Source organism: Streptomyces sp. NBC_00209 (genome assembly GCF_045206345.1).
Taxonomy (GTDB): domain Bacteria; phylum Actinomycetota; class Actinomycetes; order Streptomycetales; family Streptomycetaceae; genus Streptomyces.
Genome location: NZ_CP108121.1, coordinates 4,813,409 through 4,837,537, shown reverse-complemented (window position 1 = coordinate 4,837,537; position 24,129 = coordinate 4,813,409). Strand labels below are relative to the sequence as shown.

Annotated in this window: 19 protein-coding genes and 2 tRNA genes; 11 read left to right on the top strand and 10 right to left on the bottom strand. The window is 71.1% G+C overall.

The features are described from left to right. Nucleotides 1–18: 18 nt before the first annotated feature. Nucleotides 19–1,410 (bottom strand): trigger factor, encoded by a 1,392-nt coding sequence (tig, locus tag OG867_RS21985; RefSeq protein WP_328900170.1) that lies wholly within the window; start codon nucleotides 1,408–1,410, stop codon nucleotides 19–21. 165 nt (nucleotides 1,411–1,575) lie between these two features. Then, nucleotides 1,576–1,652: transfer RNA gene (locus OG867_RS21980), tRNA-Pro, on the bottom strand. A 155-nt stretch (nucleotides 1,653–1,807) separates the two neighbouring features. Between OG867_RS21980 and OG867_RS21975 the strand changes: the two genes are divergently transcribed. Further along, nucleotides 1,808–1,881 (top strand) — tRNA-Gly (locus tag OG867_RS21975). Nucleotides 1,882–1,936: 55 nt separating this feature from the next. On the opposite strand, the gene OG867_RS21970 is transcribed toward OG867_RS21975, so the two are convergent. Beyond that, nucleotides 1,937–2,131: a hypothetical protein gene (locus OG867_RS21970; protein WP_328900171.1), complete on the bottom strand. Its 195-nt coding sequence runs from the start codon at nucleotides 2,129–2,131 to the stop codon at nucleotides 1,937–1,939. 444 nt (nucleotides 2,132–2,575) lie between these two features. Here OG867_RS21970 and OG867_RS21965 point away from each other — a divergent pair, with 444 nt between their 5' ends. Next, a complete protein-coding gene (locus tag OG867_RS21965; protein ID WP_406287757.1) occupies nucleotides 2,576–3,727 on the top strand; it encodes an acyltransferase family protein in 1,152 nt (383 codons plus the stop codon). A 107-nt stretch (nucleotides 3,728–3,834) separates the two neighbouring features. Here the strand turns inward: OG867_RS21965 and OG867_RS21960 are convergent, their stop codons facing one another. Continuing rightward, a complete protein-coding gene (locus OG867_RS21960; protein ID WP_406287755.1) occupies nucleotides 3,835–4,320 on the bottom strand; it encodes an HD domain-containing protein in 486 nt (161 codons plus the stop codon). Between the two features lie 146 nt (nucleotides 4,321–4,466). Here OG867_RS21960 and OG867_RS21955 point away from each other — a divergent pair, with 146 nt between their 5' ends. Next, nucleotides 4,467–5,651, top strand: a complete 1,185-nt coding sequence (locus OG867_RS21955) for a cation:proton antiporter (RefSeq protein ID WP_406291110.1) — start codon at nucleotides 4,467–4,469, stop codon at nucleotides 5,649–5,651. A gap of 2 nt (nucleotides 5,652–5,653) precedes the next feature. Here OG867_RS21955 and OG867_RS21950 read toward each other — a convergent pair whose 3' ends face one another. The 4 genes from OG867_RS21950 to OG867_RS21935 form a co-directional block, all read right to left on the bottom strand. Further along, nucleotides 5,654–6,799: a PP2C family protein-serine/threonine phosphatase gene (locus OG867_RS21950; RefSeq protein ID WP_328900174.1), complete on the bottom strand. Its 1,146-nt coding sequence runs from the start codon at nucleotides 6,797–6,799 to the stop codon at nucleotides 5,654–5,656. Nucleotides 6,800–6,902: 103 nt separating this feature from the next. Continuing rightward, a complete protein-coding gene (locus tag OG867_RS21945; RefSeq protein WP_406287751.1) occupies nucleotides 6,903–7,712 on the bottom strand; it encodes an Fpg/Nei family DNA glycosylase in 810 nt (269 codons plus the stop codon). A 104-nt stretch (nucleotides 7,713–7,816) separates the two neighbouring features. Then, nucleotides 7,817–8,305 (bottom strand): ribose-5-phosphate isomerase, encoded by a 489-nt coding sequence (locus tag OG867_RS21940; protein WP_018103175.1) that lies wholly within the window; start codon nucleotides 8,303–8,305, stop codon nucleotides 7,817–7,819. A 123-nt stretch (nucleotides 8,306–8,428) separates the two neighbouring features. After that, the gene (locus tag OG867_RS21935; RefSeq protein WP_406287748.1) at nucleotides 8,429–9,022 is read right to left on the bottom strand and encodes a biotin transporter BioY; all 594 of its coding nucleotides are present in this window, start codon (nucleotides 9,020–9,022) and stop codon (nucleotides 8,429–8,431) included. A gap of 388 nt (nucleotides 9,023–9,410) precedes the next feature. Here OG867_RS21935 and OG867_RS21930 point away from each other — a divergent pair, with 388 nt between their 5' ends. The 4 genes from OG867_RS21930 (at nucleotide 9,411) to OG867_RS21915 (ending at nucleotide 13,665) form a co-directional block, all read left to right on the top strand. Further along, a complete protein-coding gene (locus OG867_RS21930) occupies nucleotides 9,411–10,823 on the top strand; it encodes an amino acid permease (RefSeq protein ID WP_328900177.1) in 1,413 nt (470 codons plus the stop codon). 139 nt (nucleotides 10,824–10,962) lie between these two features. Beyond that, complete coding sequence (locus tag OG867_RS21925; RefSeq protein ID WP_328900178.1) at nucleotides 10,963–11,604, top strand: superoxide dismutase; 642 nt, start codon at nucleotides 10,963–10,965, stop codon at nucleotides 11,602–11,604. A gap of 165 nt (nucleotides 11,605–11,769) precedes the next feature. Further along, nucleotides 11,770–12,609: an MOSC domain-containing protein gene (locus OG867_RS21920; protein WP_406287745.1), complete on the top strand. Its 840-nt coding sequence runs from the start codon at nucleotides 11,770–11,772 to the stop codon at nucleotides 12,607–12,609. Between the two features lie 90 nt (nucleotides 12,610–12,699). Beyond that, entirely contained in the window at nucleotides 12,700–13,665 is a 966-nt protein-coding gene (locus OG867_RS21915; RefSeq protein WP_406291108.1) for an aldo/keto reductase, read from the top strand. Here the strand turns inward: OG867_RS21915 and OG867_RS21910 are convergent. After that, on the bottom strand, nucleotides 13,656–14,555 hold the full coding sequence (locus OG867_RS21910; RefSeq protein WP_406287743.1) for a DUF4232 domain-containing protein: 900 nt from the start codon (nucleotides 14,553–14,555) through the stop codon (nucleotides 13,656–13,658). The two genes, OG867_RS21915 and OG867_RS21910, sit on opposite strands and share 10 nt — an antisense overlap. 111 nt (nucleotides 14,556–14,666) lie before the next feature. After that, nucleotides 14,667–15,317, bottom strand: coding sequence for a DsbA family protein (locus OG867_RS21905; RefSeq protein WP_328900181.1), 651 nt, complete (start codon nucleotides 15,315–15,317; stop codon nucleotides 14,667–14,669). A gap of 144 nt (nucleotides 15,318–15,461) precedes the next feature. On the opposite strand from OG867_RS21905, the gene pepN reads away from it, so the two are divergent. The 4 genes from pepN (at nucleotide 15,462) to OG867_RS21885 (ending at nucleotide 23,995) form a co-directional block, all read left to right on the top strand. After that, nucleotides 15,462–18,053 carry an aminopeptidase N gene (gene pepN / locus OG867_RS21900; protein ID WP_406287741.1) on the top strand — a complete coding sequence of 864 codons (2,592 nt, stop codon included), beginning with the start codon at nucleotides 15,462–15,464 and terminating at the stop codon, nucleotides 18,051–18,053. Nucleotides 18,054–18,221: 168 nt separating this feature from the next. Beyond that, a complete protein-coding gene (locus tag OG867_RS21895) occupies nucleotides 18,222–19,247 on the top strand; it encodes a hypothetical protein (RefSeq protein ID WP_406287739.1) in 1,026 nt (341 codons plus the stop codon). Nucleotides 19,248–19,466: 219 nt separating this feature from the next. Then, nucleotides 19,467–22,775, top strand: a complete 3,309-nt coding sequence (locus OG867_RS21890; protein ID WP_406287737.1) for a S8 family serine peptidase — start codon at nucleotides 19,467–19,469, stop codon at nucleotides 22,773–22,775. A 191-nt stretch (nucleotides 22,776–22,966) separates the two neighbouring features. Continuing rightward, nucleotides 22,967–23,995, top strand: coding sequence for an aspartate-semialdehyde dehydrogenase (locus OG867_RS21885; protein ID WP_406287735.1), 1,029 nt, complete (start codon nucleotides 22,967–22,969; stop codon nucleotides 23,993–23,995). Nucleotides 23,996–24,129: the final 134 nt, after the last annotated feature.

The window sequence follows — 24,129 nt, the reverse complement described above, 5'->3', positions numbered from 1 at the left end:
ACGGGGTCAGCGCGAGGGTCAGCCCTCGGTCTTCTCCTCGGCGGCGGCCTCGGTGGCCTCGGCGGCGGTGGCCTCGGTGGTCTCCTCCGCCCCCTCCTCGTCGTCCTCCAGCTCGACGACCTCACCGTTGGTGTCGACCACCTTGGCGGCCTCGACCACGACGGCGAGCGCCTTGCCGCGGGCGACCTCGCCGACGAGCATCGGCACCTGGCCACCCTCGACAACGGCCTGGGCGAACTGGTCCGGGCTCATGCCGGAGGAAGCGGCGCGCCGCATGAGGTGCTCGGTGAGCTCCTCCTGGTTGACGTTCAGCTTCTCCTTGTTGACGAGCTCGTCAAGGATGAACTGGGTCTTGATTCCCTTGACGGCCTGCTCGGAGGTCTCGGCCTCGAACTCCTCGGCGGTCTTGCCCTGGATCTCCAGGTACTTGTCGAGGGTGAGACCCATCTGACCGAGCTGGTGGTGCTCCAGGTTGTGCTTGCGGGTCTGGACCTCGTCCGCGAGCAGCTTCTCCGGGATCGGGACCTCGGCGAGCTTCAGCAGCTCCTCAAGGACGCGCTCCTGGGCCTGGGTGGCCTGGTCGTACTGCTTGGTGTTCTCGAGGCGCTTGCGGCTGTCGGCCTTCAGCTCCTCCAGCGTGTCGAACTCGCTGGCCATCTGGGCGAAGTCGTCGTCCAGCTCGGGGAGCTCGCGGGCGGCGACGGCGCTCACCTTGACGGTGACCTCGGCGTCCTTGCCCTCGGCGGAGCCGCCCTTCAGCTGCGAGGTGAAGGTGGCCTCGCCACCGGCCTCCAGACCGGTCACGGCCTCGTCGATGCCTTCGAGGAGCTCGCCGGAACCGATGGTGTACGAGACACCCTCGGCCACGCCGTCCTCCAGGATCTCGCCGTCGACCTTGGCCTCCAGGTCGATCGTGACGACGTCGCCGTCGGCGGCGGCGCGCTCGACCGGGTTGGTGGAGGCGAAGCGGCCGCGCAGCTGCTCGACGGCCTCGTCGACGTCCTCGTCGGCGACCTCGATGGCGTCCACGGTGACCTCGATGCCGGAGTAGTCCGGGATCTCGATCTCGGGGCGCACGTCCACCTCGGCGGTGAAGGCCAGCAGCTCGCCGTCCTTCAGCTCCGTGATGTCGACCTCGGGCTGGCCGAGGACGTTGAGCTCACCCTCGTTGACGGCCTCGGTGTAGAACTTCGGGAGCGCGTCGTTGACGGCCTCCTCCAGCACAGCACCACGGCCGAACCGCTGGTCGATGACCCGGCTGGGGATCTTGCCCTTGCGGAACCCCTTCACCGTGACCTGCTGGTTGATCTTCTTGTACGCCGCGTCGAGGCTGTCCTTGAGCTCCTCGAAGGGCACCTCGATGCTGAGCCGAACCCGGGTCGGGTTCAGGGTCTCCACGGCGCTCTTCACGGTTCGGTCTCCTTGGTGGCTGACTTCTTGGGGTTCTGCTCCGCCGCACGGGAGGCGGCTTCGCGGACCGAGCCCGGTACATCAGACACACGGGCACGCATTTTGCATAGTAACGGCAAGGGGGAGAACTCCCGCAACGCGATCTTGTCCTCGCGGTCTTGCCAGTGGTCGGGGTGGCCGGATTCGAACCGACGACCTTCCGCTCCCAAAGCGGACGCGCTACCAAGCTGCGCCACACCCCGTCGGTGCGACACGTAGGGTACATGCAGTGAGGCGCCGCGACCGCCGCTTTCGGCGGGGTCGTGGGGGCGGGTCGTCAAGGGGTGTGCGGGCAGCGCCCGCGACCCGCTACGATGCTTGTCGTGCCGCGGTCCGTGTGACCTGCGGTGCCGTGCTTGCGGGCGTAGCTCAATGGTAGAGCCCTAGTCTTCCAAACTAGCTACGCGGGTTCGATTCCCGTCGCCCGCTCCAACCGCCGAAGGGCCCGGTCCAGTGGACCGGGCCCTTCGCGTCGTGTCCGGGCGGCTCAGAAGTTGATCTGGCCCACCGAGTCGATGATCGAGTGCATGAAGCGGTTGATCGACGGCCCCATGCCCGTCGGCGCCAGGAAGAAGCCGAAGAGCGCCGCGATGATCGCGGGGCCCGCCTTTATGGAACCGCTCCGGATCATGACGACCAGGACGATCCCCAACAGAAGCACCACAGACAGCGAAATGGCCACAACTGCTCACACCCTCGGTCGGTCCGCCTTGCCGGCCCGGAGATGTGCGGCCCTGCACCCTCCGTCGACTCCATCGTGCCACCAACTCCCGCCCGGGTGTTGCCGGGTGACGTATCGACCTGTCGATATCGCGCCATCCTGCGCCCCTTGCGCCCCCTGCGCGCCGGGCCGGGGGCCGTGCGCGGGCCGGGGCGCGGCCACGCGCCCTCCGGGAATATGCAACAGTGATCGTTTCCGTACCCACACACTTCATTCACAGGCGAATTCGACGCCGAACGCGAGGTAATTCACTTCGGCCAACCGCCTCACGGATTGCCCCATTTGATGCGGATTAAACAGGTCATAACGGGCACATTCTGCTGGTTTGCCATTTGATATGCAGGGAAGACGCGCTATTCAACGGCGGTTTTACGAATGGCAATCGAGACGTCTAGGGTGCCTGAGATGTTCCACGCTCCGAACGCAATGCAGAGGGCCGCGCTCCCCCCGGCGACCGAGGGGGCGGAGCCCAGACACGCTGCGCCGACGGCGGCCCCGAAACCCCCCTCACCAGCGGCGGAACGGCCCGCCCGGAGCAGCGCGGCCAAGAAGCGCAACCCCTTCTTCGACAACGCCAAGTACCTCGCCATCGTGCTCGTCGCGGTGGCGCACTCGTGGGTTCCGGTCATGGACGGGAGCCGGACGGCCCGGGCGCTGTACATGGTGGTCTACACGTTCCACATGCCCGCCTTCATCCTCATCTCGGGCTATTTCTCACGGTCGTTCGACCTGACCCCCGCCAAGGTGAAGCGGCTCGTCACCGGTGTCGCCGTGCCGTACGTGGTGTTCGAGACGGCGTACTCGCTGTTCCGGCGGTACGCGAACGACCAGCCGGACGCGGCCGTCAGCCTGCTGGAGCCCTGGTACCTGACCTGGTTCCTGGCCGCCCTGTTCATCTGGCGGCTCACCACCCCGGTCTGGCGCAACCTCCGCCATCCGCTGGCCGTTTCGCTCGTGATCGCCGTTCTCGCCTCGCTCGCGCCCAGCATCGGTGACGACCTCGATCTGCCGCGCGTGCTGCAGTTCCTGCCCTTCTTCGTGCTCGGACTCCAGCTGAGGCCCGAGCACTTCGAGCTGGTCCGCCGCCGCGAGGCCCGGCTGTACGCGCTGCCGCTCTTCGCCGGCGCGCTGGTCTTCGCCTACTGGGCGGCGCCCCGGATGCAGCTGGGCTGGTTCCTGCGGGACTCCAGCGCCCAGGACATGGGGGCGCCGTGGTGGTCGGGCGCGGTGATGACCCTGGCGATGTTCGGCTGCGCGGTACTGCTGACGGCCGGGTTCCTGGCGCTGGTCCCGCGCCGCCACATGTGGTTCACGGTGCTCGGCGCCGGCACCATCTGCGGCTACCTGCTGCACGGCTTCCTGGTGAAGGGCGCCGACTACGCGGGGATCTTCGACGACCACGACTGGCTGGTCGGTCCGGCGGGCCTGGTAATCGTGACCGTGGTCGCCTCCACCGCCGTCACGCTGCTGTGCACGCCGCCGGTGCGGCGCGTCCTGCGCTGCGTGACCGAGCCGGACATGAACTGGGCGTTCCGCCGGGACGCCGCCAAGATCTGACCGCCCCGCGCACCCCGCGAAGCCCGGCCCCGGTGGCCGGGCTTCGTCGTGTCTCGGGCGATGCCGGTGAGCGGTGTCGGCGAGCGGTGTAGGCGGGCGGTGTTGGCTCAATCCCGACGCTCCGAGGGCGGGTTCGGTGCGGTGAGCCCCAGCAGCTCCCGTATCCGCGCATACTTCGCGGTCAGCCGGGTACGGGTGGCCGGCTCCAGCACCGCGAGGCGGGCCGGGTCGGCGTTGTGGGCGAGGTCCGCCTCCTTGACCAGCAGGGCGCCGGGGGTGGCCAGGATGCGCCGGGTGTACGCCTCCGGCTCCTCGCCCGCCCGCTTGGTGACGGCGAGCACCATGTCCTTGACCGCCTGCGGCAGCGCGGCCCCGGCCAGCCACTCGGCCGACAGCGCGTCGTCCTCCACCGCGTCGTGCAGCCAGGCCGCGGCGATCTGATCGTCGCTGCCGCCTCGGCTCCGTACGCCCTCCGCGACGGCCGCGAGGTGTTCCATGTAGGGGCGGCCGGCCTTGTCCCGCTGGGCGGCGTGGGCCTCGCGGGCCAGGGCCTCGACCTCGGCGAGAGTCAGCTGAGCGTGCGATGCGGTCATGGCGAGGACTCTAGGCGCACCCCCTGATACCGGTCCGAAGAGTTGCAACGTCAACCGTTCGGTAAACTAACTTCTGACCATTCCTTGACGATCTCTTGACTCTTCGAAAGGCCAGGCTCATCGGACACGCAGACACGCTCATCGCCATGGGCGGCGCCTTCCTCGCCGCCGCGGTCCTCGCCCGCGCCGGCCGCCGCATCGGACTGCCCACGATCCCCCTGTTCATCCTGGCCGGAATCCTGCTCGGCCCGCACACCCCCGGCATCGTCCTCGTCGCCGACCCGCACGACCTGGAGATGCTCTCCGCGCTCGGCCTGGTGCTGCTCCTCTTCTACCTGGGCCTGGAATTCCACCTGGACGACCTCAAGGCGGGCGGCCGCAAGATGGCCGTCGCCGGGGGCACCTATCTCGCCCTGAACGTCGGCGCCGGGCTCGGTTTCGGCTTCGCGCTCGGCTGGGGCACCTCCGAGGCGCTGGTGCTCGCCGGGGTGCTCGGGATCTCCTCGTCGGCCATCGTCACCAAGGTGCTGGTGGACCTCGGCCGGATCGGCAATCCGGAGACCCGGCCCATCCTCGGCATCATCGTCGTGGAGGACGTCTTCCTCGCCCTGTATCTGGCGGCCCTCCAGCCCATCCTGTCCGGCGCCGACAGTCTCGCCGCGGCGGTGACCGACGGCGGCAAGGCGTTCGGCTTCCTGCTGCTGCTCGCCCTGGCCGCCCGCTTCGGCACCCGGGTCGTCGGCAAGCTGATCCGGACCAAGGACGACGAACTCCTGGTCATCTCGTTCCTCGGCGCCGCCGTCCTGGTGGCCGGGATCTCGGAGTGGTTCGGCGTCGCGGACGCGATCGGCGCCTTCATGGTCGGGCTGATGCTCGGCAGTACGTCGTCGGGCGAGCGCATCCTCAAGCTGGTGCACCCGCTGCGCGACGCGTTCGGCGCGATCTTCTTCTTCGCCTTCGGGCTCTCCATCGACCCGGGCACCCTGCCCACCGTGCTCTGGCCGGTGCTGGCCGCCGTCGCGGTCACCCTCGCGATGAACGTGTGCGCCGGAATCGCCGCCGCCAGGGTGTACGGCTTCGGCCCGCAGGCCACCGCGAACATCTCGACCACCCTGGTGGCGCGCGGGGAGTTCGCCCTGATCCTCGCCACGATGGCGGCGGGCGCCGGTCTGGACGAACGGCTCTCCCCGTTCATCGCGGGTTATGTGCTCGTCCTCGCGGTCCTTGCGCCGCTGGCGGCCGGGCGCTCGCACTGGCTGGCGCGCTTCCTGCCGGGCAAGCCGGAACCGGTGCACCCCGAACCGGTCGGGGCAGGTTCAGGACTTCCGTGAGTTCAGGACTTCCGTGACAGGAGCAGCAGGGCCCGGTCGTCGTTGACGTCCTTGGCGCACGCCTCGATGAGGTGCCAGGCCGCGCCCTCGAAGCCGGTGCTGACGTAGCGGTCGGCCTCGCCGGTGAGCCGGTCGATGCCCTCCGCGATGTCCCGGTCGGACGCCTCCACCAGTCCGTCGGTGAACAGCATCAGCACGTCACCGGGGGCGAGATGGCCCTTGACCGCGTCGAACTCGGCACCGTCGTACACCCCGAGCAGCGGGCCCTCCGCCGCCTTCTCCTCCCACTGGCCGCTGCCGGCGTGGAGCTGGAGGGCAGGCGGGTGGCCCGCCGAGAGGAGTTCGTAGTCGCCGGTCTCCAGGTCGAGGACCAGGTGGATCGAGGTCGCGAAGCCCTCGTCCCAGTCCTGGCGCAGCAGATAGCCGTTGGCGGCGGGCAGGAAGCCGTGCGGGGGCAGTGAGCCGAGGAGCCCGCCGAAGGCACCGGACAGCAGCAGGGCGCGGGAGCCGGCGTCCATGCCCTTGCCGGAGACGTCGGTCAGGACGGCTTCCAGGGTGCGGCCGCCGTGGGTGCGGGCCGCGACGACGAAGTCGCCGGAGAAGGACTGCCCGCCGGCCGGGCGCAGCGCCATCTCGCGGTGCCAGCCCTGCGGGAGGCGGGGCAGAGAGCTCTGGACGCGGATGCGTTCGCGCAGGTCGAAGAGCATGGTGCCGCCGCGCCGCCAGGGCACTCCGACCCGGGCGCGGAACTGGGCGAGGATCAGCCCGAGGAACCCGCAGGCGGCGACCGTGAGCACGGTGCCGGGGGTGACCCCGGCCGGCCCGTCCTCGTAGGGGCCGAGCCGGATGGACTCCACGATGAGGGCGACGGCGACCCCCGCGTACAGGCCGAGGAGGCTGGCGGGGCGCAGCAGCAGGCCGCCCGCGACGATCGGCAGGACGAGCATGGTGGGCGCGCACCAGACCGGGTCGACCAGGGTGAGGCAGGTGATGACCGGGATGACCAGGAAGAGGCCGGCCAGGGCGATCCAGTCGGAGCCGTCGCCGCGGAAGTAGTCGACCCCGGACCGGCGCAGCGTGGTGTAGACCCGGTGCGCCGATTTCCGCCATCGGGCCGGGTACGTCTTCGCTCCTGCGCGTCGGGCCATTGCGGGGACCTTATCCACCCGGCGGCCTCCGGTGCAGGGGGACCCCGTGACCATGTGTGCGAAATCGGCGCGCTCGGTGCCGTACCGGCGGGTACGGCGTGTGTTACGCGGACTGGCAGCCGGGGCACCAGAAGAGGTTGCGGGCGGCCAGGTCGGCGGTGCGGATCCCGGTGCCGCAGATGTGGCAGCCCTGGCGGGCGCGCCGGTAGACGTAGACCTCGCCGCCGTGGTCGTCCACGCGGGGCGGGCGGCCCATCGCCTCGGGCAGGTGCTCGGGGCGGACGGTGTCGATCCGGTTGTTCCGTACGCCTTCGCGCATCAGCTCCCGCAGGTCCGCCCAGATCGCGTCCCACTCGCGCCGGGTGAGGTCCTTGCCCGCACGGTACGGGTCGATGCCGTGCCGGAACAGCACCTCGGCGCGGTAGACGTTGCCGACGCCGGCGATGACCTTCTGGTCCATCAGCAGGGCGGCGACGGTGATCCGGCTGCGGGAGATCCGCTGCCAGGCGCGTTCGCCGTCCTCGTCGGTGCGCAGCGGGTCGGGGCCGAGCCGGTCGTGTATCGCGCGCTTCTCGGCGTCCGTGATCAGGGCGCAGGTGGTCGGGCCGCGCAGGTCCGCGTGGTGCGCGTCGTTGACCAGGCGCAGCCGGACCGTGTCGGTGGGCGGCGGGGCCGGCACCGTACCGAAGGTGAGCTTGCCGAAGAGGCCGAGGTGGATGTGGACCCAGCCGGTGTCGCCGAAGCCGAGGAAGAGGTGCTTGCCGTGGGCGTCGGCCGTGTCCAGGACGTGGCCGTCGAGCAGGGCGGCGCTGTCGGAGAACCTGCCCTGCGGGCTGCTCGTCCGCACCGGCCGGCCGGCGAAACGCTCGCGGTGGTCCGCGGCGAGGCGGTGGATCGTGTGTCCCTCGGGCACGGCGGCGGGTCTCCTGGTGGTGCGGGGGCCGGACATGACTGTGCCGCCGGGAGGACCGGCGGCACGGGGGCCTGTGGCGGGGCGCTCGACACAGGCCCCGCTGGTCAGCCCTGCTGCGGGTGGTGGGCCGGGATCGGGGGGAGCTCGCCGGTGTTCTCGTACGCGGTGAGCATGTCGATGCGGCGGGTGTGCCGCTCCTCGCCGGAGTACGGGGTGGAGAGGAAGATCTCCACGAACTTGGTGGACTCCTCGACCGTGTGCATCCGGCCGCCGATGGAGATCACGTTGGCGTCGTTGTGCTCGCGGCCGAGCGCGGCGGTCTGCTCGCTCCAGGCGAGTGCGGCGCGGACGCCCTTGACCTTGTTGGCGGCGATCTGCTCGCCGTTGCCGGAGCCGCCGATCACGATGCCGAGGCTGTCCGGGTCGGCGGCCGTCTTCTCGGCGGCGCGGAGGCAGAACGGCGGGTAGTCGTCCTGGGCGTCGTAGATGTGGGGACCGCAGTCGACGGCCTCGTGGCCCTGGGCCTTGAGCCACTCGACGAGGTGGTTCTTGAGTTCGTAACCGGCATGGTCGGATCCGAGGTACACGCGCATGGGAGGAGTGTGGCATGTGCGGGGCGGGGGCGCGGACCAGGGCCTGTCCGGTGCCGGGCACACGCGCGGAGGCCCGCCGGTCCGCGGTGCGGTCGGCGGGCCTCCTCAAGAGGTGTCGCGGGGTCAGCCCCGGCGGCCCAGGAGCTTCCAGGAGGCGGGCAGCGCGCCCATGGCCAGCGCCGCCTTCAGCGCGTCGCCGAGCAGGAACGGCGTCAGGCCCGCGGCGATCGCGGCGCTCGCCGACATGCCGGTGGACAGGGCCAGGTACGGCACGCCGACCGCGTAGATGATCGCCGAGCCGAGGACCATCGTCCCGGCCGTGCGCGGCACCGAGCGGTCGCCGCCGCGCCGGGCCAGGCCGCCGACGACGGTGGCGGCCAGGAGCATGCCGAGGACGTAGCCGAAGGAGGCGCCGCCCGCGCCGGAGGTGCCGTCCGCGAACCACGGCATGCCGGCCATGCCGATGAGGGCGTACACGGCGAGGGAGAGGAAGCCGCGGCGGGCGCCCAGCGCGGTGCCGACGAGGAGCGCGGCGAAGGTCTGGCCGGTGACCGGGACCGGGGAGCCCGGGACGGGCACGGCGATCTGGGCGGCTATGCCGGTGAGCGCGGCGCCGCCGAGCACCAGGGCGGTGTCCACGGCGTAGCGGTGCCGGGCGGCGGGCAGCAGGTCGGCGAGGACCGCTCCGGTGCGGGCGGGGGCGGCAGCAGTGCTCATCGGGGACTCCGCGGGGGTGAGGGTGGCGAGGGACTGACCGTGACGCTATCCGACCGGGCCGTGCCCGATCACCGTCAGCGGCCCACAAAGCGGTGCTCGGGGCGTTGGTGGGGTTCGCACAAGGAGGGCGGCGCAATCATCCCGGAGCGTGATGCTTGTCACGGAGGTGAGCGGGGATGCGTCCGGGGCGGTCCGGGAAGGCGCGCGGAAGCGGGACTGTGAACTCCCTCTAAAAGCGCGGTACGTGACGGTGGCCCACCGTCCGCCGCCGCGTGCGCGCCCGGTGTGGACCCGGTGACCGTATAGCGGACGGCGGTTACCGGCGAGCGGATCGCGTGTCCAGACTGGGCGGACGTCCCCCGTCTCACCGACCGAACAGAGCTCGTCCATGTCCCGGACCTCCGCGCCCTCCCCCACCGACTCCCCGGCCACCGCGCCGGACACCGGCCCCGAACCGCCCCTGTCGCACGGGCTGAAGCAGCGCCACCTCTCGATGATCGCCCTGGGCGGTGTCATCGGCGCCGGGCTCTTCGTCGGCTCCGGCGCGGGCATCGCCGCCGCGGGCCCCTCGATCGTCATCGCGTACGCCGTCTCGGGGGTGCTGGTGATGCTCGTGATGCGGATGCTCGGCGAGATGTCGGCGGCCCATCCGGCCTCCGGCTCGTTCTCGGTGCACGCCGAGCGGGCGATCGGGCCATGGGCCGGGTTCACGGCGGGCTGGGCGTTCTGGGTGCTGCTCTGCACAGCCGTCGGCCTGGAGGGGATCGGCGCCGCCAAGATCGTGACGGGCTGGCTTCCGGGGACCCCGGAGTGGGCCTGGGTGGCGCTGTTCATGGTGGTGTTCCTGGGCACCAACCTGGCCTCGGTGACGAAGTTCGGCGAGTTCGAGTTCTGGTTCGCCGCGCTCAAGGTCACCGCGATCACGCTGTTCCTGGTCCTCGGCGTGCTGGCGGTCCTGGGCGTGCTGCCGGGGACCGACGCGCCGGGCAGCGCCAACCTCAGCGGCGAGGGCGGCTTCCTGCCGAACGGCCCGGACGGCCTGGTCATCGGACTGCTCGCCTCCGTCTTCGCGTACGGCGGTCTGGAGACGGTCACCATCGCCGCCGCGGAGTCCGAGAACCCGGTGCGCGGCGTCGCGAAGGCCGTGCGGACGGCGATGTGGCGGATCGCGCTGTTCTACGTGGGCTCGATGGCGGTCGTCGTCACGCTGGTGCCCTGGGACGACCCGAAGGTGGTCGAGGTGGGGCCGTTCTACGCGGCGCTGGACCACCTCGGCATCGGGCAGGCGGCGCAGATCATGAACGTCGTCATCCTGGTCGCCCTGCTCTCCGCGATGAACGCCAACATCTACGGCGCCTCGCGCATGGCCTGCTCGCTGGTGGCGCGCGGCCAGGGCCCGAAGCGGCTGGGCCGGGTCTCCGGCGGGGTGCCGCGCACGGCGGTCCTGGTCTCGTCCGTCTTCGGCTTCCTGTGCGTGCTGCTGAGCTACTGGCGGCCGGACGACGTCTTCCCCTGGCTGCTGAACATGACCGGCGCGGTGATCCTGGTCGTCTGGATCTTCATCGCCGTCTCCCAGCTGATCCTGCGGGCCCGCCTGGAGCGCGAGGCGCCCGAGAAGCTGGTGGTGCGGATGTGGCTGTTCCCGGGGCTGACGGTGGTGGCGCTGCTCGCCATGGCCGGCATCTTCGTGCTGATGCTCCGCCAGCCCTCGACCCGCGACCAGCTCCTGGCGTCGGGTGCGCTGACGGTGGCCCTGGCCGCCATCGGGGCCGTACGCCAGCGCAGGCGCGCCGGAGTCTGAGCCGTAACCCCGCAAAACCGTACGAAACACCGGGTCCTAAGCCGAAGGGCTGACCCGGTGTTTCGCGTTGCTGCTGTTAGCCTGCTGTTGCATAGAGGTTGCAATAACAACTTGTCAGCAGTTGGAGGGTTCGAAACCAATGGCCACGTACACGCTCCCGGAACTCCCGTACGACTACGCCGCGCTCGAACCGGTCATCAATCCGCAGATCGTCGAGCTCCACCACGACAAGCACCACGCCGCGTACGTGAAGGGCGCCAACGACACCCTGGAACAGCTGGAGGAGGCGCGGGACAAGGAGGCGTGGGGAGCGATCAACGGCCTCCAGAAGAACCTCGCCTTCCACCTGTCCGGCCACATCCTGCACTCGATCTACTGGCACAACATGACCGGTGACGGCGGCGGCGAGCCGCTGGCCGCGGACGGGGTCGGCGACCTCGCGGACGCGATCACCGAGTCCTTCGGCTCCTTCGCCGGCTTCAAGTCCCAGCTGACGAAGGCCGCGGCCACCACGCAGGGCTCCGGCTGGGGCGTCCTCGCGTACGAGCCGGTCAGCGGCAAGCTGATCGTGGAGCAGGTCTACGACCACCAGGGCAACGTGGGCCAGGGCTCCGTCCCGGTCCTGGTCTTCGACGCCTGGGAGCACGCCTTCTACCTCCAGTACAAGAACCAGAAGGTCGACTTCATCGAGGCGATGTGGGCCGTCGTCAACTGGCAGGACGTGGCCAGGCGCTACGCCGCCGCCAAGGAGCGCGCGGACGTGCTGCTGCTCGCGCCCTGAGTGAGGGCCCCGGCCGGGGTCTACCGGACGTCCTGCCTCGTGATCGTCTTCTCACCCTTCACCTGGCAGGCGGATGAAGGGGAGGCCCCCGCCTGGACGTGACAGGTGGGGGCCTCTCTGTGGTCCGGCCCCGGCTGCGATGATGTCCGGCATGAGGAGCACATCATGACGATCACCGTCCACGAGCTGGTGTACTACCCGGTCAAGGGCTGCGCCGGGACCCGGACCGACTCCGCGCGGGTCACCACCACCGGCCTGGAACACGACCGTACGTTCATGGTGGTCGACGCGGCCGACGGCGCGTTCCGCAGCCAGCGCACCCACCCCGCGATGGCGGCGATCGAGGTCCGCGTCCTCGACGCCGGGACGGCCCTCGGCCTGTCCGCCGAGGCCGTCGGGCCGCTGCGCCTGGAGGTGGCGCCGGACGGCCCGCGCCGCGAGGTCAGCATGTTCGGCCGGGACCTCGGGGAGGCCGTCGACCAGGGGGACGAGGCCGCGCAGTGGTTCTCCGACGCGCTGGGGGCCGCGTCCCGGCTGGTCCGGGTGCGCCCCGGCTTCGACCGCGACGGCTGGGGCGAGACCCCCGGCAAGCTCAACTTCGCCGACGCGCACGCGGTCCTGGTCACCTCGACCGCCTCGCTGGCCGGTCTCAACGCCCGCATCGCGGCCCGGAACGACGCCTCGCCCGTGCCCATGGACCGCTTCCGGGCCAACATCGTGCTGACCGGTGACGACGAGCCGCACTTCGAGGACCGGGTGGCGCGGATGACCCTGGGCACCGCCGAACTCGCCCACTCTGTCAAGGCGATCCGCTGCAACGTCCCGCTCGTCGACCAGCGGACCGGGCGCCGCGCCGGCCCGGAGCCGGTCCGCACCCTGGCCACGTACCGCAGGGAGCCGGAGTTCGGCAACAAGCTCAGCTTCGGCGCGAAGAACGCGGTGGTCCGCGAGGGCGTGGTACGGGTCGGCGACCCGGTCTCCGTCCACAGCCCGGCGGGCGGCTGAGCACCCCGTAAAACCAGCTGCCCCGGCCGGGCGACTCCCTTATCGTCGTGCTGATTTGCCCGGAACGGGACGACGACGTGGAGGATGACTGTGCGCTACCGCGAGCTGGGACGCAGCGGACTTTCGGTGTCCGAGGTGGGCTACGGGGCCTGGGGCATCGGCGAGTCCAGTTGGGTGGGGGCGACGCGGGACGAGTCGCTGCGCGCCCTGCACCGGGCCGTCGACCTCGGGGTGAACCTCATCGACACCGCGCGCGGCTACGGCGAGAGCGAGCGCATCGTCGGGCAGATGGTCCGCGAACGGACCGGTGACGAGGTGCTGGTCGCGACCAAGGTGCCGCCGAAGAACGGGGAGTGGCCGGCGGCGGACGGACTGGACCCGGCGGACACGTTCCCCGGCGCTCACATCCGCAGCAGCCTGGAGACCAGCCTCGCCGCGTCCGGGCTCGACCATTTCGACGTGCTCCAGTTCCACGTCTGGAACGACGAGTGGCTGGGGCGCGGGGACTGGCTGGAGACCGTCACGGCACTGAAGCAGGAGGGCAAGATCCGCCTGTTCGGGGTCTCCGTCAACGACCACTCCCCGGAGAGCGCGGTCGCGCTCGTGCGCAGCGGGGCCGTGGACAGCGTGCAGGTCATCTACAACGTGTTCGACCAGGCCCCCGCCGAGGAACTGCTGCCGGCCTGCGCGGAGCACGGGGTCGGGGTGATCGTCCGGGTCGCGCTGGACGAGGGCGGGCTGACCGGCCGGATCACCGCGGACACGACGTTCCCCGAGGGCGACTTCCGCAACCGCTACTTCCAGGGCGACCGCCCGGCCCGGGTCGAGCGGCGCGTCGCGGCGATCGTGGCGGACCTGGGCATCGAGCCGGACGCGATCGCGGAGCACGCGCTGCGGTTCGTCCTGAGCCACCCGGCGGTCTCGACGGTGATCCCGGGGATGCGCAGCGTCCGGAACGTGGAGCGCAACACCGCGCTCAGCGACGGGCAGCCGCTCACCGCCGAGCAGCTGGCGGTCCTGGCCAAGCACCGCTGGCCGCGCGACTTCTACTCCTGACCGGGAAGTTCACCGGTCCGCGCCGCCGCCGGGGTCTTCGTCCAGGGGCCGACGCCGAGCCGGCCCGTGGTGCCGAGGTCCAGCTCCGGGGTGACCGTCACGGGCGCGGCGCCGGGCTTCGCGGTGACCTCGGTGTAGGGGGCGTTCACCGGGTCGCCTTCCGTGGTGGTGTTGCGCCAGGCGAGGGTGGCGCGCGCGCTCTCGCCTGGGCGCAGCGTGACGGGGCGGGGTTCGGCGTCGCCGCCGATGCCGGTGGAGATCGCGGTGGTGCCGCGCAGGATCTTGACCCCGCTGACCGGCTCGCGGTCCTCGCCGAGGAGCCGGAGCGCCGGGTAGCCGTTGAGGCGGTAGTCGGCGGCCCCGCAGTTCTCCAGGAGGATGCCCACGACGCGCAGCCCCATCGCGGCGTCGCCCCGGTCGTTGGTGATGCGGACCCCTGAGGAGGGACAGTCGCCGCCCGCCCCGTCCGCCGGGACGGCCCGCACCTTCATGATCCGGGCCCGGTACGAGCGGGCCGAGCCCGGTCCGTCCGCCGCGTCCAGGGGCCGCCGCACGGTCTGGCCGGGCTTCACCGCCTCCACGGTGCGGGTGATGTTGTCCATGGCCTCGCCCAACCCGTTGACCAGGGTGAACGTGAGGGTGAAGGTGAGCGGTTCCTTGTCCGTGTTGGTGACCTCGAACCCGGTGGACGGGGCGCCGGAGGGACCGCACTTGCCGCTGATCACCCGGACGTTGTCCCAGGTCCGCCCGGCGGGGTCGGGGAGCGGCGCGAGGGAGGCGCAGGTCGCGCCGGGCGAGGCGGAGGCCCCGGCGGTCTCCTTCCCGCATCCGGTGAGCAGTGCGGTGCTCGCGAGGGCGGCACACAGGAGGAGGGCGGGGGCGGGGCGCATCCGCTCAGAAGATCAAAGAGCGCCCGGGTCGGGCTGTGTGCCAGGTCACATATTGCGTCACGGTGGCGTCACAGACGGCGGCGGGGAGTGCTCCCCGCCGCCGTCGGACGGTCAGTCGAAGACCGGGCCCTGGGTGCGGGTGCGCTTGATCTCGTAGAAGCCGGGGATCGAGGCGACCATCAGGGTGCCGTCCCAGAGCTTCGCGGCGTCCTCGCCCTTGGGGGCCGGGGTGACGACCGGGCCGAAGAAGGCGATCTGCTCGCCGTCGGCGCCGGGGACGGCGATGACCGGGGTGCCGACCTCCTGGCCCACCTTCTCGATGCCCTCCTTGTGGGAGGCGCGCAGCTCGGTGTCGTAGGTGTCGGAGTCCGCGTGGTCGGCGAGCTCGACGGGGAGGCCGACGTCCTTGAGGGCGTTCTCGACGGCCTCGCGGGTCAGGCCCTCCGCGCGGTTGTGGAAGCGGGTGCCGAGCGCGGTGTAGAGGGGACCGACGACCTCCTCGCCGTGCAGCTGCTGCGCGGCGACGACGACGCGGACGGGGCCCCACGCCTTGGTCTCCAGCATGTCGCGGTACTCGGCGGGCAGGTCGTCGAGCCGGTCCTCGTTGAGCACGGACAGGCTCATGACGTGCCAGCGGACCTCGACGTCGCGGACCTTCTCCACCTCCAGCATCCAGCGGGAGGTCATCCAGGCCCAGGGGCAGACCGGGTCGAACCAGAAGTCGACGGGGGTCCTGCCGGTCGCCGTGCTGTTGTCAGACATCTCTCTCCTCGAACGGACGGATCGCGTCGGTGCGAAAGTCTGTGCCCGAGAACACCGGACGACGCTCCGGCCATTCCCGCCCGCCGGTCCGGATCACGGCATGGGAGGATCAAACTATTCGAACGTGACACAAAGGAGTGTGCCGTGCCCGGCGAGAACCTGTCCCGAGACGAAGCCCGTGAGCGGGCCGAGCTGCTGACCGTCGACGGTTACGACGTCGAACTCGACGTCCGCTCCGCGACCGGCGGACCCGGCGGGGACGACACGGCGGGCGGTCCGCTGACCTTCCGCTCGGTGACGACGATCCGGTTCCGCGCGGCGCGCGGCGGCGCGTCGACCTTCGCGGACCTGATCGCCCCCTCGGTCGACGCGGTGACGCTGGACGGCACCGCGCTGGACCCGGCGGCCGTGTTCGACGGGGCGCGGATCGCGCTGGCGGACCTGGCGGAGGGCGAACACGTCCTGGTGGTCGACGCGCGGTGCGCGTACAGCCGGACCGGCGAGGGCATGCACCGCTTCGTGGACCCGGAGGACGGCGAGGTCTACCTCTACACCCAGTACGAGCCGGCGGACGCCCGCCGCGTCTTCGCCAACTTCGAACAGCCCGACCTCAAGGCCCCCTACCGCTTCCGGGTGACGGCGCCCGCCGAGTGGACGGTGTGGAGCAACGGCGTGGAGGAGTCCCGCGAGGGCGGGGTGTGGCGGTTCGCGGAGACCGAGCCGATCTCGACGTACATCACGGCGGTCGTCGCCGGTCCGTACCACTACGTCACCGACTCCTACAGCCGGACCTTCGAGGACGGCACGACGCTGGAGATCCCGCTCGGCGCGATGTGCCGCAAGGGGCTCGCCAAGCACTTCGACTCCGACGACGTCTTCCTGATCACCAAGCAGGGCCTGGACTTCTTCCACGACAACTTCGACTACCCGTACCCGTTCGGGAAGTACGACCAGGCGTTCGTGCCGGAGTACAACCTCGGCGCGATGGAGAACCCGGGCTGTGTCACCTTCCGCGAGGAGTACATCTTCCGCGGCAAGGTGACGCAGGCGGCGTACGAGGGCCGGGCCAACGTCATCCTGCACGAGATGGCGCACATGTGGTTCGGGGACCTCGTCACCATGCGGTGGTGGGACGACCTGTGGCTGAAGGAGTCCTTCGCGGACTTCATGGGCGTCTTCGCGATGACCGGCGCGACCCGCTTCGAGGACGGCTGGATCACCTTCGCCAACAACCGCAAGTCCTGGGCGTACCGCGCCGACCAGCTGCCCTCCACCCACCCGGTCACGGCCGACATCCGTGACCTGGAGGACGCCAAGCTGAACTTCGACGGCATCACGTACGCCAAGGGCGCCTCCGTCCTCAAGCAGCTCGTGGCGTACGTGGGACGGGACGCGTTCCTGGAGGGTGCCCGGCGCTATTTCAAGAAGCACGCGTACGGGAACACCCGGCTCGGGGACCTGCTGTCGGTGCTGTCCGAGACGTCCGGCCGTGACATGACCGCCTGGTCGCGTTCCTGGCTCCAGACCGCGGGCGTCAACTCGCTGACCCCGATGGCGACCTACGACGCGGCCGGCCGGATCACCGAGCTCGCCGTCCTCCAGGAGGCCGCCGAGTCCCACCCGGAGCTGCGGCCCCACCGGGTCGCCGTCGGCCTCTACCGCCGCAACCCCGAGGGCGAGCTGGTGCGTTACGCACGCGCCGAGGCGGACGTGTCGGGTCCGCGCACCGTGATCGGGGAGCTGGCGGGGGCCGAGCGGCCCGAGCTGATCCTCGTCAACGACGACGACCTGACGTACTGCAAGGTCCGCTTCGACGAGGTGTCGCTCGCCACCCTGCGCGCGCACCTGGGCGACATCACGGACCCGCTGGCCCGGGCGCTGTGCTGGTCGGCGCTGTGGAACCTCACCCGCGACGGGCTGATGCCGGTCCGCGACTTCGTCTCGCTGGTCCTGACCTGCGCCGGGCGCGAGACGGACATCGGTGTCCTCCAGATGCTGCACGCCTGGACGCGCGGCGCGCTCGTGAACTACGCGGCTCCCGCGTGGCGCGAGGAGGGCGGCCGGGCGTTGGCCGAGGGCGCGCTCGGCGAACTGCGGCTCGCCGAGCCGGGCAGCGAGCACCAGCTCGCCTGGGCCCGGTTCTTCGCGTCGGTCGCCGCGTCGGACACCGACTTCCAGCTGCTGGCCGGGCTGCTCGACGGCACCGCCAGGATCGACGGGCTCGACGTCGACCAGGAGCTGCGCTGGGCGTTCCTGTCGCCGCTGGTCTCCCACAGCGCGGCCGACGAGGCGGCGGTCGACGCGGAGCTGGCCCGGGACGACACGGCCTCCGGCAGGCGGCACCACGTGCGGTGCCTGGCCTCCCGGCCGTCCGCCGAGGTGAAGGCCCGGGCGTGGGCGGACATCGTGGAGTCGGACGCGCTGTCCAACGCGCTGGTGGAGGCGACGATCGCGGGCTTCGCGCAGTCCTCCCAGCGGGAGCTGCTGGCGCCGTACGCAACGCGGTACTTCGAGGCGATCGAGCGGGTCTGGGCCGAGCGGTCGATCCAGATCGGGATGGCCGTGGTCAAGGGCCTGTTCCCGTCCCTCCAGGACGACCCGGCGACGCTGGAGGCGACCGACGCGTGGCTGGCGGCCCGGGCGGACGCGGCTCCGGCGCTGCGGCGGCTGGTGCTGGAGGCCCGGGACGACCTGGCGCGTGCGCTGCGGGCGCAGGCGGCGGATTCGGTGGCGTAGGCCGTCCGGCCCAAGGCCCTTGCCCGGTTGCCCCGGTCCCGGGCGAGGGTTCCGTCCTCAAACGCCGGACGGGCTGGGTGCTGATGCAGGACGGTGTTCTTGTCCGGGTATGTCGACGGCCCTGTAACAGGGGTTAAGGTCACGCCCGTTGGCGGGATACACCGGAGCATGACCCAGAACACCCCGCTCCAGTCCGGCCGCTCCGCTCCCCTCCATGGGCGGCAACGCGTCGTTTCCGCCGCCCAGTTGAAGGCGATGGGCGTGCCCGTCGGGCGGGCCGCGGAGCGGTGCCGGGACGGCGGTCCGTGGCAGCAGCCGCTGCCCGGTGTCTTCGTCCTGCACCCCGGTCCGCTCAGCGGCCGGGAGCGACTGCGGTCCGCGCTGCTGTACGCGGGCCGCCCGCCGGCCCCCGGGCGGACCGCGGCCCCCGTGTACGGGGACGCGGTGCTCACCGGGCTCGCCGCGCTCTCGCTGTACGGCTTCGCCGCCGCGCCGCCCGCCGCCTCCGTGGAACGGGTCGATGTGCTGGTGCCCCGGGTGCGCCGACTGCGCTCGGCCGGGTACGCCCGGCTGCTGCGGACCGCCGAACCGCCGAGCCCGGAGTGGCTGGACGGGCTGCCGGTGGCCCCGGTGGCGCGGGCGCTGGCGGACGCGGTGGCCGGGCTCGGGGACTCGGTCACGGTGCGCCGGCTGCTCACCGAGGCGGTGCGCGGCGGCCACTGCGAACCGGCCGTGCTGGTGGGCGAGCTGCACCGGGCCAAGGTGCTCGGCCGGCCCCAGGTGGTCGGCGCGGTCGACTCGCTGCTCGCCGAGGGCCGGGCGATGGCGGAGGAGCGGCTGTACGCCATGGTGCGCGCGCACGGGCTCCGGGAGCCGCTGTGGAACGTGGACCTGAGGCTGCCCGGCGGCCCGCACCTGGGCCGTGTGGACGCCTACTGGCCCGACGAGGCGGTCGCCGTGGAGCTGGACACCAGGGCCCCGCGCCACAGCCGCCATGACGAGAGGCACGAGGCCGAGTGGTCGGCGTACGCGGCGCGGCGCGAGCACCTGGAACGTCTCGGCGTCACCGTCGTGCACCTCACGCCGAAGAAGCTGCGGGCCGCGCTCGGGCAGCAGGCGACCGTGGTCCGGACGGCGCTGATGGCCGCGGCGGACCGGGAGCCGGCGGCGTATGTGATGATCCTTCCCCGCTGAACCGGGGCGCCACACCGCACGCCTCGCCCCCTCACGTCGCATGGCTGCATTCGCGTCCCGTATCAGCCCGTTCGTCCCTGCTGACGCTTCCGTACCGGTGGCGGGATCCCGCCATGTACTCAACAAGCCCCCCACAACTCTCCACAAACCCCTGTCATTTACGAAAGGGTGAGCGGTCATCCGGTACCGATTTCCGGACTCTCTCTTTCACATACAGGGATGCTGATGACCTCCGAATCCCCCGGTTCCATATCCGGAGCGAGACGAGCGGCCCGGGTGGCGGCCGCCGCCGGTCTGGTGGCCGCGCTGGCCGCCACCGGTGTCGCCCCCGTCTTCGCCGCCGACGATCCGGCCTCCTCCCCCGTCAAGGCCGCCGGCACCGCTCCGGCGGACAAGCTGGGCACCGCCGACGCCGAGGTCCTGACCAAGGCCAAGGCCAAGGGCGAGAAGAACGTCACGATGATGGTCGCGACCGCCCCCGGCGCGACCGAGCAGGTCACCAAGCAGCTGGACGCCGTCAAGGGCTCCATGCTGGGACGCGCCTACGACAGGCTGGGCTACGTACGGGCGACCGTGCCGACCGCGACCGCCGAGGCCACCATCAAGGCGGCGTCGAAGCTCAGCTCCGTCCACGGCATCGATCTCAAGCAGGAGATCGTGCTGGACGACCCGACGCCCGCGGCCGACCGGGCGACCGGCGCCAAGAGCAAGGCGAAGTCCACCGGCGACTACCCGGCCCCGGGGAAGAAGACGCCGGCGAGGAACCCGTACAACCCGTCCTTCGAGACGGGCGCGGTCGACTTCGTGAAGCAGCACCCGCAGGCGGACGGCCGCGGGATCACCATCGGCGTCCTGGACGCGGGTGTCGACATCGCGCACCCCGCGCTCCAGAAGACCACCACCGGTGAGCGCAAGATCACCGACTGGGTGACCGCCACCGACCCGGTGAGCGACGGCGACGGCACCTGGCTGCGGATGACGGACGCCGTCTCCGGTCCGGTGTTCACGTACAAGGGGCGTACGTACAACGCGCCCAAGGGCTCGTACAAGATCAGCCTGTTCGCCGAGGCCGCCACCAAGGGCGGCGACATGGCGGGCGACCTGAACCGCGACGGCGACACCACCGACACCTGGGCCGTGCTCTACGACCCGGTCAGCGGCGCCTCCCGGGTCGACCTGAACAACAACGGCGACTTCCGCGACGACACCGCCCTGAAGCCGTACAAGGAGAAGCACCAGGTCTCCTACTTCGGCAAGGACAACCCGCGCACGGACGTCGTGGAGCGCATCCCGTTCGTCGTGGAGAACCGCGAGGACGTCGTCTACGACGCGGCCGGCGACACCTCCGACTACGTCTCCATCGGGGTCATCGAGTCCGAGCACGGGACGCACGTCGCCGGCATCACCGCCGCCAACGGCCTCTTCGGCGGCCGGATGAACGGTGCCGCGCCCGGCGCGAAGATCGTCTCCTCGCGCGCCTGCACCTGGTCCGGCGGCTGCACCAACATCGCGCTCACCGAGGGCATGATCGACCTCGTCGTGAACCGCGGCGTCGACGTCGTCAACATGTCGATCGGCGGCCTGCCCCCGCTGAACGACGGCAACAACGCCCGCTCCGAGCTGTACAAGCGGCTGGTCGACATCTACGGCGTCCAGCTGGTCATCTCGGCCGGCAACGACGGCCCCGGCGTCAACACCATCGGTGACCCCGGCCTCGCCGACCACGTCATCTCGGTCGGCGCGTCCATCTCCAAGGAGACCTGGGCCGCCAACTACGGCTCGAACGTCACCAAGAAGTACGACATGCTGCCCTTCTCCTCGCGCGGCCCGCGTGAGGACGGCGGCTTCACGCCGACCCTGACGGCGCCCGGCGCGTCGATCAACTCGACGCAGACCTGGCTGCCCGGTTCGCCGGTCGCCGAGGCGGGCTACTCCCTGCCGGCCGGCTACTCCATGCTCCAGGGCACGTCGATGGCCTCCCCGCAGGCCGCCGGCGCCACCGCGCTGCTGCTGTCCGCCGCGAAGCAGAAGCACATCGAGCTGCCCCCGGCCGACCTGCGCACCGCGCTGACCAGCACCGCCACCAAGATCAAGGACGTGCCCGCGCACGCCCAGGGCGCCGGTCTGATCAACATCGTGGACGCCTGGAAGCTGATCGCGAAGCAGGGCGCCCCGGCGCACGAGTACACGGTCAAGGCCCCCGTCGACACCGCGATCGACTTCGCGCTGAAGACCCCGGGCTTCGGCACCGGCCTGTACGACCGCGAGGGCGGCCTCCAGGCCGGCCAGAAGAAGACCTACGACGTCACGGTCACCCGCACCACGGGCCCGGACAAGAAGGTCGAGCACAAGCTCTCCTGGAAGTACGACGACGGCACCTTCTCGCTCGTCGGCCCCAAGAAGGTCTCGCTGCCGCTCGGCAAGCCGGTCACGGTCAAGGTCCAGGCGAAGCCGCGGACCGCGGGCGTGCACAGCGCGATCCTCCAGCTGGACGACAGGAAGACCGCCGGCACCGACCAGCAGATCCTGACGACGGTCGTCGTCTCCAAGGAGCTGGCGAAGCCGTCCTACGCGTTCAAGGCGTCCGGCTCGGTGCAGCGCAACGGCACCACGTCGTACTTCGTGACCGTGCCGGAGGGCGCCAAGACCCTTGAGGTCGCGATGAGCGCCCTGCGCTCGGGCAGCCAGACCCGCTTCATCTCCATCCACCCGTACGGGGTCGCGGTGGAGGACAGCGGGACGCCGTTCTGCTACCCGAACTACGACAACCCGGCCAACACCTGCCGCCCGGACGCGCGCTCCTACCCGGACCCGCAGCCCGGTGTCTGGGAGATCGAGGTCGAGGCCCGGCGCACGTCGCCGCTGCTGGACAACCCGTTCAAGCTGGACGTGGCGCTGCTCGGCGCGACCTTCGACCCGGCGGTGCGGACCATCGCCGAGGCGAAGATCGGCACCCCGGCGTCGGTCGACTGGACGGTCACCAACAACGCCGGTCCCCTGGAGGGCAGGCTCAAGGGCGGCTCGCTGGGCTCGGCCGCCGTCGAGCGCCCGTCGATCTCCACCGGTGGCTCGTACACCAAGGAGGTCACCATCGGTGCGGGCGTCGAGAAGCTGGACGTCGCCATCGGCGGCACGAGCGACGCCAACGCCGACCTCGACCTGTACGTGTACAAGGGGAGCGCCGAGGTGGGCTCCTCCACCACGGCCGGTTCCGAGGAGTCCGTCAGCCTGGTGAAGCCGGCCGCCGGCACGTACACCGTCGTCATCGACGGGTACGACGTCCCGTCCGGGACCACCGAGTACGACTACCGCGACGTGTACTACTCCGCGTCGCTCGGCACGATCTCCGTGGACGAGTCGAAGGCCGTGAAGCTGGCCGCCGGCGCGTCGGCCGAGGTCGGCGCCGAGGTGAAGGTGGCCGGTGCGGCTCCCGAGGGGCGGCAGTTCTTCGGCGAGGTCGCCCTCGTGAACGCCCGGGGCACCGCGGCGGGCACCGGCAGCGTCGTGATCGAGAAGGTCACGCCGTAGCCACACGGTGCCGTACATGTGATCCGTACATGTGATCCGTACAGCAGTGGGGCGGGTGCTCACCGGGCACCCGCCCCACTGTGCTGCGCGCCACTCGTCCGCAGGTCGGACAATGGATTGGACAAGGCGGCCGTGGACAGACACATCATGGAGCGGCAACCGTGCCCGTTCGTACGTCTGAGGGAGTTCCTGTGAAGGTCGGAATCGTCGGCGCCACCGGTCAGGTCGGCACAGTCATGCGCAGCATCCTGGCCGAGCGGAAGTTTCCGGCCGACGAGCTGCGGCTGTTCGCCTCCGCGCGCTCGGCGGGCTCCGTCATCGAGTGGCAGGGACGCGGGATCACCGTCGAGGACGCCTCCACGGCCGACTACACGGGCCTGGACATCGTGCTGTTCTCGGCCGGCGGCGCGACCTCGAAGGCGCTCGCCGAGAAGGTCGCCTCGCAGGGCGCCGTCGTGATCGACAACTCCTCCGCCTGGCGCAAGGACCCCCAGGTCCCGCTGGTCGTCTCCGAGGTCAACCCGCACGCGATCGCGGACCGCCCCAAGGGCATCATCGCCAACCCGAACTGCACCACGATGGCCGCGATGCCCGTGCTGCGCCCGCTGCACGAGGAGGCGGGGCTCGAAGCGCTGACCGTCGCCACGTACCAGGCGGTCTCCGGGTCCGGTCTCGCCGGGGTCGCCGAGCTGCACGGCCAGGCGTCGAAGGTCGTCGCCGACGCGGACAAGCTCACGCACGACGGCTCGGCCGTGGACTTCCCGGAGCCGGGTGTCTACAAGCGCCCCATCGCCTTCAACGTGCTGCCGCTGGCCGGGTCCCTCGTGGACGACGGCTCCTTCGAGACGGACGAGGAGCAGAAGCTCCGCAACGAGTCCCGCAAGATCCTGGAGATCCCGGAGCTGAAGGTCTCCGGCACGTGCGTCCGCGTCCCGGTCTTCTCCGGGCACTCCCTCCAGGTCAACGCCCGCTTCGCCCGGCCGGTCTCCGTGGAGCGCGCGTACGAACTGCTGAAGGACGCGCCGGGCGTCGAGCTGTCCGAGATCCCGACGCCGCTGCAGGCGGCGGGGAAGGACGCCTCCTTCGTGGGCCGCATCCGCAACGACGAGACCGCGGAGAACGGGCTCGCGCTGTTCGTCTCCAACGACAACCTGCGCAAGGGCGCGGCGCTGAACGCGGTGCAGATCGCGGAGCTCGTCGCGGCGGAGCTCGCCGGCTGACGCCGGAGGTGGGGGGCGGTGCCGCCGCGCGGGGCTGTCCCCTCCCCGCCCCTTCCCGAATCCGGGGCAGCGCCCCCGGGCCGTCGCGGGCGTCGGCGTGGAAGGATGGCGGGAAACATCACAGAGCAAGGAGA